Below are 12,120 nucleotides of genomic sequence, written 5' to 3' on the forward strand. Positions count from 1 at the left end.
CTCTTTCTTAAAGAAATGAGCTAATTATTTAGCTCACAACATTCTAATACCTTGGAATTGAATTGTCTAATTTAGAACTGTAAGCATCAATACCACCTTGCAAGCTTCTAGCATTTGCGACACCATTTTCTCTTAGATAAAGAGTTGCATTCATAGAACGCAGACCATGGTGGCATACCACGATTACACATTCAACCAGCCTTGATTTTTCAACATTTTCGTCAAAGTTTTTTTCCGTCAATAAAACAGAATTTGGAATTTTGGCAATTTCGTATTCCCAGTCTTCGCGTACATCTAAAATTAAGGTTTTCGCATTTCTTTTTTGCATTTCGGAAAATTCAGATACTGTTATTTCCGATTTTTGCATATCTTCAACACCCGCATTTAAAGTGCTAACCATGGCATGCGCATCTTTACTGTGTTTGACAGCCACTTGCTCTATAGTTTCATTAGACTCATAACCACAACTAGCACAACCTCCTACATGAAATTTGCTATGAAGAAGTGAGCGGGCAAAAGGAAATCGGGTTTCAACTTCCTTCATAGTGGAGGATAAACAAAATACGGTTTCCATAAAATTTCTCCTTTATCTTAAAATAGACAATAAAACATGGCGGTTCTATTTGTCTCATTGTTAACATGGATATAATCTAAACCAAGTTAATAAAACACTGTTTTTTGGAGGCAAGAAACATGTATGCAATAGAAAATTGGATCTCCGGTCGCCTTAATAAAATAGATAAAGCAAAATTTGAGGGAAGTGGTCGTAGACATTTTTCGCTTAATAATCTCCAAGATGTCTCCGTATCCTATTACGAAGTCCCCCTATCTTCAGGACCTGGAACGGCTTTTTTATCTGTACCCAAAAATATGGAAAGCGCCCAAAATTCTCTAATTATTCTCATGCATGGCTTGGGAGATGATTGTTCTTACCCATTATTACATTGGATTCGATTTTTAAATTTAAGCGGTCTTTCTGTTTTATCTTTTGATTGGGATGGCCATGGCGTAGATGGTTCATCTGTACTTGATTTTCAACAGGCTACAAGAAGTCTTCCCTTACTCTTACAACGTTTATTTGGCAATGAATCTGGCTCTGGTCTTAGCGCTAAAAGAGAAGGTCCTTCTTGTTTTTTAATGGGTCACTCCATGGGGGCATCCTTCGCTTTAATTGCAGCAACCAGACATGATGTTTCAGAAAATATTGATGGCGTCGTTGTCGTATCACCAGCCTTAATGATAAATACTTATTCAAAAGCGGCCGGTGAACTTTGGAATTATTTATATCCAAGTGCATGGTTAAAAGATTTTTTAAACAAATTTTCTTATTATGGATTAGATGGACTCTTTCCTGCAACAGGATCCTTTAAAAGAAAATCCTTTCCATTAAGAATGAGAACAGCCGTTGGTTATGCTGATCAAGCTCGAAATTTTGTAAACGAAACTTTTGAAAAGAGAAGAATTTTACGTGACGTAAGAGTTCCTGTTTTATGGATGCACGGAATGAAAGATCGAATTGCTCCCTATTCAAATGTGGCATCTCTTATGATGGAAATTCCATCTGCTTTTTTTGCTCATAATGACGAAAAAAGAGGTCATTTAAGAATGGCATTTTCAGATCAAATTCCAAAGTATTGCTCTTCCTTTATAAAGCAATGCTACGATTTAAAAAATAATAAATAATTACTTATTTCGGGATGGTTATTGTGAATACAAAAACAAAGTGGTTAGTTGGTGTATTGGGTTTTATTTTGTTCATTTTCCTTTTTTTATTAATTCTTCCTTTTATGATAGATTTTAACAAATTCAAACCACAAATCCAAAATATAGTTGCTGAAAAACTGAATGCAAAAGTAAATTTCTCTTCTGCAAGATTAACAATTTTTACTGGTATTGGAATTGAGTTAAAAGATATTTCTCTTGAAAATACCGATGAAGTTTTTATGGGAACAGAACTTTTTAAAGTAAAAAATATTAAATTTAAAACTGAATTTTGGCCTTTATTAAAAGGAAAATTTATAGGTAATATTGAAATTAACAACCCAGAAATAAATTTAATGAGGTCTGCTGGAAGAAATAACATTACCTCACTCATTAAAAAGCAAGCTTTAAAAGGAAATAGTTCAATTAAAAATGATGAGCATAAAACTCAAGAAGAGAATTTAACTGATTCTAAAACAGCTCCAAATTCGGGAAATTCTTTTGCAGACAAAATTTTAATTAAATCATTTGAAGTTAAAAATGCAACTTTTTATGTTTATAATGTTTCTGGCCCTAAAGAACAAGAAATTGCAAAAATTAAAAATATGAATCTGATTATTTCTAATATAGGAGTTGGTAAGGATACTAAAATTGATTTTTCAACTGATTTAGACATTAAAGACAACGATTATTCTGTCAAAGGTTTAGTTTCTTTAAACTTCATTATAAATACAGAAATTGATGGAACAGAATGGAAAAGTTCAATTTTTAATAGTAATTTAAGCTTTGATAAACTAGATATAAATTACAAAAACGCTTTTGTTAAAAAGAAATCTATCCCTTTTCACATGACATTTTCTGGAATGGCATCACCAAAAAATATAATTGTAGAAAATTTTAAATTAGATTTACAGTCTCTAGACGCTAAAGCCAAAGTTAATATATTTGGATTAGACAAACTAAATTCAGACATTCAATTTTCCCTAGCCTCTCAAAATCTTTCTGAATTAAGTGAAATTCTACCTCAACACAAAGATATGCTTATTAATGCAACTCTCGATCTAAAATCAAAAATTGCGGGATCTTTATTACAGCCTGAAACGTTAGATATTTTTCTTGATCTAAAATCAAAATTATCCGATTCGGATATTAATTTAACTTTTGACGCAAAATCCGTTAAACCTTTATTAGGATCGTTAAAAGTCCAAAGCCAAAATTTATATTTATCAAAAATTATAAAACCATTTATGTCTAAATCTTCACCTCCTCCTAAAAATGAGGATAATAAAAAAACAAGTTCAAATTCTAATAGCGAAGAGCATAACGAAACTGAAAAAAATTCTGGAAACATAAATAATGAGGAATTTACTTTAACGGATAAAGAAAAAAAGTTACTGGCAGGTTCTGACTTTTACACAGAAATGAATATTGGAAAATTAGTTTATGATAATATTATTATAAATAATTTTACTTTAAATACAAAAATAAAGAATTATAATGCAACGTTAAACAAATTATCTATGAATCTTTTTTCAGGAAGTTTATATACTACTGCAAATGCTGATTTAGGTGTTTATCCTGTTCCTTATTACGGAAATTTAAATTTAAATGGGGTTAAAGTTGAAGAAATTTTTAAAACAATAAAACCAGAATCCCAAAAAAGCCCCATTGAAGGCAAAGCAGATATAAAAATGAACTTTAGTGCGAGGGGACTCACAAGACCATCTCTTTCAAAAACTCTAAACTCTAAAGGAACATTTTTATTTAATGACGGAACCTTAAACACGAAAAACTTGGTTTCGTTAGCAGGTGAGCAATTTAATAAATTTGTTAAAAACACCTCAATGGTTGGCTTAAAAATTGATTCTGATTCTTTAAAAAAACTCAGTCTTTCTGATGACAAAAGTACTAAAAAAAGTTTGAAAAACCAAAGAGGTGATTTTGAAATTAAAGATGGAAAATTTCTATTGAGAAATACCATTTCTAGTGAGGAAGGTCTTTTAAAATTACATGCTGATATAGGCATTGATGAGTCTTTATCTGGAACAGCTATTTATATTGCAAGTAATAAAGTCAGAGATAACTTAACAAACCAAAGTAAATACGCAAAATATTTTCTTAATGAAAAAGGTGAATTTATTTTAGACTTAACTTTAGATGGTACAATTACAAATCCAGAGGTAGGAATTAACACTTCAGAATTGCAAAAAAAATTAGTTAAAAATGCCTCAAAAGAATTAACAAATAAGCTGAAAGAAGAAATCAAAAAGAACCCAGAAGCTCAAAAAATCCAAGAAGATGCTAAAAAACTTCTCGAAAAAAATGGAATAGATTTACAAAAGTTAGGTTTTTAATTCCCCTTTTCTTACATCTCTTATATGAATGATAAATCTCCAGTAAAATAAAATTTCAAAAAGGGGCATAAAGACTACTGTTACCCCATTTGCAACATCTCCCATATATTGATTAGGGATAATAAGACTTATTGCCCAAAGAAATAAGGAATAACTTGCAATTGCAACAAGAGTAAAAGCAATAAAGCGTATGCTTAGTACAACATATAAGCTAATTGCCCTTGTTAAAAAATCTTTACCAGTATTACCTCCATTCACACGGTAGGCAATAACTAAACCAATAATAACGATACAAATACTCACAATGGATTGAACTTTATCTATTATGTTTGATTCTGATGGAAGAAAAACACCTATTTCAGAAAATAGAGTGAATAATAGGACAAATATAAAAAAATAAAAAAATTTATAATTTTCTGTTAATAGATTAGAGATAAGATCATTTTTTAAGTTTTTGATACTCCATAAATACATTATTTTTTATCCTTTTAATAAGTATGAAAAGTAAAAACAGTAGTTTATTACAAGAAAAATAAAAATAATCAATACTTACAGAATATATTAAAATTTAAATATAAATTCATTTACAATTTATAATTTTTTAGATATTAAATCTGCAATTCATACATAATCCTTTAAATTCTTAATATTGATTCTCAATATCATATAACTAATTGTTTTTATTACAAATAGATACTGAATATTTATAAATTTCGTTCATTAATTATTTTTTTATATTTTAATAAAATTATCAAATATAAATCAATAATTTTAATTACATGGATTAATATATTATATTTTTTTAATTTATATTGATAATTAAAATTTGACATAAAATTTTTATAAATCTAATCCAAACAAATATTGCATTATAAATTTCATGCAATTAAATCAATAATACAAGTACATTTCTTTTAAATAAGAGGATAATATGAACAATAATTATAAATTATTTATTCTTTCTAATATTTTTGCTATTTCTTTTTTTGGATGCAAAAATGACAATAAAAAATCAAAAATTAATAATGAAGGCAACTCAATTCAATATCTTGATTTAGTAATGAATAAAAGCACAAGTCAAACAAGATCTTCAGAAATTACAGCAATAAGAAATTTTTCAATTGATGTTTTCATGAGTTGCGGAACCTTACTTAATGGAAATTTAACAGACAAAACTTTAGATAACAATAAGTTTACAATTTCGACATCAGATAATACAGCTAAATTACCTTATGAGAAAGATAAATCATGTGAATATAAATTTGAAAAATTTACGATAGACAATACTGAATATGTAGTATTTAATAATAACACATTTTTAATATTAAAATTACATAATAATGAAATCGGTCTGACTAAATCTCATTATAAAAAAGATAGTCAAAATATATTGGTATCTGGATCAAAATTATCAGGAAACAATCCTGTAAATTTAACAATATCTGATACAGTCATAAATCTTATTAATGGTCAGTATATTGATTCTAATGGAAATATATTATTAAATGATGATGCAAACATATCAAATGAATTGAAATTATTTGATAATGCTCTCACTATAAACAAATTAAAATCACCAGATCCAATACAAATAAAAGCAGTAAAAAATTCGTATTCTAAATCTAAAGATTCAAAAAGTACAATAAATATTGATTCACTTACTACTTATTCGATTATGCGTTCAAATGGTAACTATAATATGCCAACAAATAATTGTTTTATCTTTTCAATGAATAAAGCATTAGCAGATATGAAATGGGAAAATATTGATAGTTTATATAAATATGGCACTGATTCCCTATCAAAGGTTGCTTGCAGTTTTCTAAATTTAAATATTAAAAATAATTGGAATGATTATGCCGATAAAATAAATTATATTATTTCAGCAAACACAGCTGATGGTTATGAAAATTCTTACCGTGTTGTTACAATTGGAAAAATGAAATATTAATTTTATTATGAAGGAAATTTATATGATAAATATAAATAAAAAAAAATTTTATTCTTAATTTTAAATTTAATATTTATCATTGGATGTAAAAATATTAAGAATTCTAGCGTTACAAAAAATGAAAGTAGTTTTGATTATTATACTTTATATTTTTCTTCACAGAACCAATCAAAAAACAATAATTTAACTTTAATAAATAATTGGGAAATAAAAGGAACTCTTATTTGTCCTTACATTTTTGAATTACCCATAAATTTATCAAAGAATGATATAAAAATTATTACAATACCAAAAGATAAAAATTGTAAATTAAAAATTATAAATTTAACTATATTTAATTTTAATGATAGTAAAGAAGAATATCATTTAAATGAAGAAAATAATTTTTTTGAAACAAAAATCGGCAATTCAAAAGCTATTTTATATAAAAAAACAGAAAATCAACAATCAAAGATTTTTTCTTTAGTACTAAATTTTAAACAAAATAACTCAATATTTTTAAATTTATCAGATAAAGAACCTATAAATAACAAAATTCTATATGAACTTGTCGTTTCAAACTCTGATGGTATTAAAATTACAACTTTTCCTACAAATAGTGACTATGCCTTTTTTATAATTAAAAATATGAATAGAAGTATTATTAATTTTTATAATTCAAAAGTAATAAATAATAAAATAGAAATAAAAAATAAAAGTGAAATAAAATTGAATGAAAACTTTGATAGAATTAAACATATTCAAAATTGTCAAATTAATATTCAGCTTGAAGAAGGTAAAGAATGTATTTTATTTATAAAAAATAAACTTAACAAAATGGGGACCCATGGTGATAAGATTGAACTTTCTTTTCAAACCTTCTTTCATAATTCTCCAAAAATTATGAAATATATGATTCATATTTATATCGAAAAACATCTATTTATTACAGGAAATTATGATAATCCTTGTAAAGATGGAAAAAGTAAATGGGATGGAGACTATTTAAGTTGCTATGATAGCGAATTCCATGATTTTTTTAACTTTGATGAAAATAAAAATATTGTTCACAATAAAGATAATAACTTCAAAAAAGCAACTTTTATAAGCGATTCAATTAAATATACCTTTTATCAAAGAATAGATGATCCATTTAAATATTTCTTATATCTCCAAAAAGTTGAAAATTCAAATATACAAACTAATAAAGAAATTATTTTTACTAATCAAGATAATAAAAAAACAATAGCAGAAGTAAAATTAAAATCAAATTGGAAATTTATGAAAGAAAATATTTATGATCAAAATAAAATAGTTATTTATTCAGATCATATAAATATAAATAGCAACCATTATAATAATATAAATAATTATTTTTACTTCAAATTAAATAATGAAAATAACAACGAAGATAATTATAATAATTATGACCCAAATTTTTACGAAATTATAAAAATTCCAATTTATGAAAATAAAAAAATACATTTAAAATTAAGAGCATTTATAAAATGTAAGCCAAGTTTATTTGATATAAAATCATATAGAAGCTCATATAAATGTTTATATTTTGACAAAAAAAATCTTCCAAACTTAAACTTAATTTTTGAACCACATGAAAATGAGGAATTAGTTAATTTAGAAGTAAATAAAAACTATAATGCAGAATTAAAATTAGATATTATAAATTCATCTTTAAAAGTCGGAGAAATTAATTTCGAATTCACTATTACCAAAGACGAAAATAATATTTTATATATTGAGAAAAAATACAAAGTTTCTGAAACAATATAAATTCTATAGCCAAATTTCTATCTTTAATAGACTTTAAAACAATACAATATATAATAAATTAAGGAAAGATAATAGCATATTATTATCTAAAGTTAAATGAATCATTATTAGCTAGGGTATCAAATGTTTAATAAAATTATAAAAAATACATCTATGCCTTTTATTCTATTATTCATAATGAACGGATCAGGATTTTTTCATAAAAAATTATATGCTCAAAAGGTTTTTCAAAGAGAAGAGCTTATTCGATTTTCAGGTGGAAAACCCTCAACCTTCGATCCAACTAATGTAGATGATAAACCAACAACTCAATTGCTTCAGGATTTATACGAAGGACTTACTAGAATTGATAAAGATGGTAAAGTTGTTCTAGCTATAGCATCTTCATACAAAATTGAAAATAATAATAAGACTTATATATTTAAAATTCGTCCAAATGCAAAGTGGTCTGATGGCTCAGCCGTTACAGCAGAGCATTGTGCTTTATCAATAAAGCGAATTATCAATCCAAAAATTTCTACTACAATTGGCTTTAGCGCTTTCCCCATAAAGAATAGCAGAGAAATTAACCAAGGTAAATTACCAATTAGTAAATTAGGTGTAAAAACTCTAAACTCAGATACAATTGTAATAGATTTATCTTATCCATTTCCTCATTTTTTAGAGCTATTAAGTGGAATAAATTATGTTTGTCTCAATCCTAAAAGCTATGATGCAAAAGGAAACTTTATTTCAGAGAATCCTATTATTTCAAACTCTGCCTATAAAATAAAAAAAATTCAAAATGAAAAGTATATTGAGTTTGAAAAAAATCCTTATTATTACAATTTTGATAAAGTAAAAATTAAAGATGTTCTATATTATTTTACAGAAGATATGCTTTCTCAAATTAATATGTATATCACAGGACAAGCTAATATGACTTCTCCAAATATTTCTTCAGATGACATTCCTTATTTGACAAAAAAATCTGCTGAAAATAATTTAAAATCAAACAAAACACTAGATGTTATCCTTTTAACTTTAAATACCAAAAAAAAACCATTTAAAAATAATTTAAAACTTCGAAAAGCAATTTCAATGGTCATTGATAGATCTGAACTTTCTACAAAAATATTGTCTAACCCTAAATTATCTATTTATGATTTGGTTCCTAATCACATAGAAGAATACAAATCATATATTCCAAATTGGGCAAAAAAAACATATGAAGAAAGAGTCATAGAAGCTAAAAAGCTTTTTTCTGAAGCAGGTTTTTCTGAAAATAATAAATTATCTATTCAAATTAACTATAATTTACACCCTGATAATCATAAAATTGCAATTGCGATATCAAATATGCTAAAAAATAATTTAGGTATTAATGTCATTTTAAATCGGCAAGAGTTCAAAGAAAATATAACTAAATTAAGGAAAGGAGATTTTGAAATATCTTTAAATCGTTGGTATCCAAAATACATTGATGCCATAGAATATTTAGGTATTTTAGTTTCTACAAACCAAGATAATTACTCTTTTATGAAAGATCCTAAGTTTGATGCTCTTATTGAAAAAGCAGGAAGACAAACTGAAAACTCAAAACGTACATTTATCTTAGAACAAGCTGGTAAAAAAGGACTTGAGAATTATACTGTCATTCCTCTTTTAGATAATTTATCTCATTTTCTTATTAATTATGATTTAGCAGGTTATACAGGAAATGATCCCTACTTAAAACTTTATTCTCAAGATTTATATTTTAAAGAAATAATTATTAAATAGATTTAATTTTTAATTATCCATTTTATTATCTTTTGTTTCTTTAATATAGATACCACCAATTATTAAACTCATTAAAGCTATTGCAATTGGATAATATAACCCAGCATAAATATTCCCTGTATAAAGAACAAGTGACGTTGCAATCAATGGTAAAAAGCCCCCAAACCAACCATTGCCTATATGATAAGGAAACGACATTGATGTATATCTAATTCGAGTTGGAAATAATTCAACCAAAAATGCAGCAATAGGTCCATATACCATAGCAACAAAAATAACCAATATTGATAATAATACAATCACTCCAATATAATTGATATTTTCTGGTTTAGCAGAAGCAGGATAACCTGCATAATTTAATGCATCATCTAGTAATTTTGTATCAAAAGATTTTAACTCATTTGAACCAATTTTGATTGATAATGTATCCGTAGGAGTTTCAACAATATTTAAATTAAAACTATACCCTTTTTTTGATAAATATTCTTTTAATTGATAACAATTTTCTTTACATTTATTTGTTTCTATTGAAATTGGAAAATTTATCATTGCGTTACTTAAAACAGGATTACCAAAGTGGGTTATACCTTTAAAAATAGGAATATAAGCAATTGAGGCAAGTAAACATCCTGTTAAAATCACTTTTTTTCTTCCAATTTTATCAGATATTTTTCCAAAAATAACAAAAAATGGTGTCGCAATTATTAATGAAACAGCAATCATTAAATAAGAATTTTTAAAATCAATCTTTAATGTATTTTGAAGAAAAAATAATGCATAAAATTGCCCCGTATACCAAACAACACCTTGTCCAGCAGTTGCCCCAAATAATGCCAATAAAACCAATTTCAAATTTGGTATTTTGGTGAAGCTATCTCTTAGCGGAGATTTAGATCTTGTTCCTGATTCTTTCATTTTTAGAAACAATGGCGATTCATTTAGTTTTAATCTTATGTATACAGAAATGATCAATAAAACGATGGAAACTAAAAAGGGAACTCTCCATCCCCAAGTTTTAAATTCATTTTCATCCAAAGAAAGACGGCAAGCTAATATAACAATTAGGGATAAAAGAAAACCTAACGTAGCCGTTGTTTGGATCCAACTTGTATGAAGCCCTCTTTTTTCATGAGGTGCATGTTCTGCAACATAAGTAGCAGCTCCACCATATTCTCCTCCTAAAGCAAGGCCCTGTGACAATCTTAATACAGTAAGTAAAATAGGAGCAAAAATTCCAATTTGTTCATATGTTGGCAAAAGTCCAACTAATGCCGTAGATAATCCCATCACAATGATTGTTATTAAAAAGGTATATTTACGTCCAAAAAGATCCCCAATTCTACCAAATAATAAAGCACCAAAAGGACGAACTGCAAATCCAGCACCAAAAGTAGCAAGGCTAGCTAAAAATCCAGCTGTTTCGTTACCTTTAGGAAAAAATAAAGAACCAAAAAAAACGGCTAATGTACCATAAAGATAAAAATCATACCATTCAAATACGGTGCCAAGCGATGACGCAATAATAATATTTTTCGCCTTATCCTTATTTTCCATATGAACCTCATTTTAAAGATTTATTATATTTTACATGAGGTAGAATGAAAAAAAATAAAGGCGCCAGAATCTTGAATGTTCTCTAATTAGTTAAAATATTTTTTAAAGGTTTGATCATACTTTCCAGATGACTTCCACTGTTTTAAGAACTCATTAAATTTTTTGATTAAAACTTTATCTTTTATTCTGCCTGCTACACCAAAATGTTCATTATTTGAATCGGTATTTTTATAATCAAATACTCCTGGAAATTTTTTTTCAATTGAAACACCATAGGATAAATCGATTATAATCGTATCTACTTTGTTATTTCGAACGGCATTAATTACATCACCATACTCATTAAATTTTAATATAATTGATTTATTTAAATTTTTTGCAGCATAAAAATCGTTTGTTGTTCCTAATTTTACACCAACTTTGATTTTTGGATTATTTAAATCTTCAGGACTTTTAATCTCAGATATTAAAGTATTATTTTTCTTAAATAAATAAACAATCCCACTTGTAAAATAAGGATCACTAAATAGAATGGATTTTTTTCTTTCTTCCGTTATAGTTAGCCCTGCTGCTATCATATCACATTTTTTTGTATTTAAAGCAGGAATAATCCCATCAATATTATAATTGATAATCTCTAATTTAGATTTTAAATAGCTCGAAAAATCTTTCATCATATCAATATCAAAACCTTCCCAACCTCCATTTGAATAGGAAGAAAAAGGGATAAACCCTCCCGTCGTACAAACCTTAAATGATGCTATATTTTTTTTTGAGTCTTTCTCAGAGAGCTGTTCTTCAGCTTGTGCTAATCCAAAATGAAGAAATAAAAGACAGCTCGCTAACTTAAGCAACTTTATTGCCATATTTGTACCTTTCATATGAATCTATTATTTTTAAAACCACTAAGTTACAGTTTATCAAATATTTAAGAAGAAAACATGCTTTCCAATTGAATCAAACATTATGCTGATAATACAATAATTTTCAATTATTTGTCTATTCATTTATTTAGAATTACATTAAATA

At 26.5% G+C, this 12,120-nt stretch carries 9 protein-coding genes; 5 read left to right on the top strand and 4 right to left on the bottom strand.

The features are described 5' to 3' along the window. Positions 1–43 precede the first annotated feature (43 nt). Positions 44–574: a rhodanese-like domain-containing protein gene (locus tag GCL60_RS05985; protein ID WP_153419224.1), complete on the bottom strand. Its 531-nt coding sequence runs from the start codon at positions 572–574 to the stop codon at positions 44–46. A gap of 119 nt (positions 575–693) precedes the next feature. Between GCL60_RS05985 and GCL60_RS05990 the strand changes: the two genes are divergently transcribed. Then, positions 694–1,683 carry an alpha/beta hydrolase gene (locus GCL60_RS05990; protein ID WP_153419225.1) on the top strand — a complete coding sequence of 330 codons (990 nt, stop codon included), beginning with the start codon at positions 694–696 and terminating at the stop codon, positions 1,681–1,683. A 23-nt stretch (positions 1,684–1,706) separates the two neighbouring features. Further along, positions 1,707–4,055: an AsmA family protein gene (locus tag GCL60_RS05995; protein WP_161998098.1), complete on the top strand. Its 2,349-nt coding sequence runs from the start codon at positions 1,707–1,709 to the stop codon at positions 4,053–4,055. Here GCL60_RS05995 and GCL60_RS06000 read toward each other — a convergent pair. Continuing rightward, entirely contained in the window at positions 4,044–4,529 is a 486-nt protein-coding gene (locus GCL60_RS06000; RefSeq protein ID WP_153419229.1) for a hypothetical protein, read from the bottom strand. The genes GCL60_RS05995 and GCL60_RS06000 overlap by 12 nt on opposite strands. Before the next feature lie 457 nt (positions 4,530–4,986). Here GCL60_RS06000 and GCL60_RS06005 point away from each other — a divergent pair, with 457 nt between their 5' ends. The 3 genes from GCL60_RS06005 (at position 4,987) to GCL60_RS06015 (ending at position 9,537) form a co-directional block, all read left to right on the top strand. After that, a complete protein-coding gene (locus tag GCL60_RS06005; RefSeq protein WP_153419231.1) occupies positions 4,987–6,006 on the top strand; it encodes a hypothetical protein in 1,020 nt (339 codons plus the stop codon). Positions 6,007–6,714: 708 nt separating this feature from the next. Next, positions 6,715–7,776 (top strand): hypothetical protein, encoded by a 1,062-nt coding sequence (locus tag GCL60_RS06010; RefSeq protein WP_161998099.1) that lies wholly within the window; start codon positions 6,715–6,717, stop codon positions 7,774–7,776. A gap of 123 nt (positions 7,777–7,899) precedes the next feature. After that, positions 7,900–9,537, top strand: a complete 1,638-nt coding sequence (locus tag GCL60_RS06015) for a peptide ABC transporter substrate-binding protein (RefSeq protein ID WP_153419235.1) — start codon at positions 7,900–7,902, stop codon at positions 9,535–9,537. Positions 9,538–9,546: 9 nt separating this feature from the next. Here GCL60_RS06015 and GCL60_RS06020 read toward each other — a convergent pair whose 3' ends face one another. After that, positions 9,547–11,091 carry an MFS transporter gene (locus GCL60_RS06020; RefSeq protein WP_153419237.1) on the bottom strand — a complete coding sequence of 515 codons (1,545 nt, stop codon included), beginning with the start codon at positions 11,089–11,091 and terminating at the stop codon, positions 9,547–9,549. Positions 11,092–11,177: 86 nt separating this feature from the next. Continuing rightward, positions 11,178–11,957, bottom strand: coding sequence for a substrate-binding periplasmic protein (locus GCL60_RS06025; protein ID WP_161998100.1), 780 nt, complete (start codon positions 11,955–11,957; stop codon positions 11,178–11,180). Between the last annotated feature and the right edge of the window lie 163 nt (positions 11,958–12,120).

This window comes from Silvanigrella paludirubra, from assembly GCF_009208775.1.
In the GTDB taxonomy this organism is placed as follows: Bacteria; Bdellovibrionota_B; Oligoflexia; order Silvanigrellales; family Silvanigrellaceae; genus Silvanigrella; species Silvanigrella paludirubra.